This window comes from Aphanothece microscopica RSMan92 (assembly GCF_046613545.2).
GTDB lineage: Bacteria > Cyanobacteriota > Cyanobacteriia > PCC-6307 > Cyanobiaceae > NIES-981.
Genome location: NZ_JBKKKY020000223.1, coordinates 1 through 949 on the forward strand (window position 1 = coordinate 1; position 949 = coordinate 949).

Below are 949 nucleotides of genomic sequence, written 5' to 3' on the forward strand. Positions count from 1 at the left end.
ACCGACAGCAGGATCTGCTCGGGATCGGCCTCGCAGTAGTAATCCCAGATCCGCTCCTCGATCGCATCGATCTGGCGATCCAAATCCAGTGCCAGCTCCGCTTCCAGGGCGATGTCGGCGGAGAGGGCCTCAAAGTCCATACCGTCCTCACCCCAGAGCCGCAGAGAGGCCTGAGCAGCCTGAACGATGGCCTCTGCATGGCGCTCGCCCCAGTTGCTGCGGGTGTGGTGCACCAGCCAACGGCTGAGCCTGGCCTTGCCCAACCTCAACACCTGCTGAGGGCTGGGCCAGCGGCTGAGGAATTTCAGCACCGTGATCGTCATGTCCGACCCCAGAGCCACGATCCATGCAGGGCCGAGGATTTCCAGCAAGGCATCCAGACGTTGCATGCAGGTGGTGCGCCGCCGCACCAGAGAGGCGCGCAGCTTCACGGCACGCCGCAGGGGGTCGCCAGGGCCGAGACCGCGCTCCTGGTTCAAACCGTCGGGATGCAGAACAGGTAGGCGGGCCAGGAGCTCTGCGTCCAGGCGATCGGTTTTGGCGTGCTTGTTGTAGTAGGCGCGCAGATCAGCCGATTGCTCCGGGGGCACCATCACCACCCGAGCGCCCTGACGGCGGAACCAGGCGGCAAGAGGGACCCAGGCATTGCGGGTGGGTTCCATCACCACCAGCACATCGCTCTCGTCAGTGGGGATTCGCTGCCAGAGCGCTTCCAACTCCTCGGCCGAGGTGTGGAATCGAACGTTGCGCCAGAGCAGCTTGCCGGTGGCATCAGCACAGGCCGCTCGGTGGCTGGTGCGGCAGGCGATGTCGATGCCGATCCGCAAGGCCATGGTCACCTCCAGGGAGTAGGGGATGGGGGTGGTGAATGACACGACGACGCGAGCCGGCACCTGACATTCGCTATGAGGGATCACCAGAACAGACCTCGTGGTCTTTGGTGTCGCCG

Annotated in this window: 1 protein-coding gene; it reads right to left on the minus strand. The window is 64.6% G+C overall.

Annotation, left to right across the window (positions count from 1 at the left end; translation table 11 throughout):
* Nucleotides 1-875, minus strand: an 875-nt coding sequence (locus ACLD7X_RS17115; RefSeq protein ID WP_412007426.1) for an IS110 family transposase, incomplete at its 3' end; no start/stop codon positions are given.
* Between the last annotated feature and the right edge of the window lie 74 nt (nt 876-949).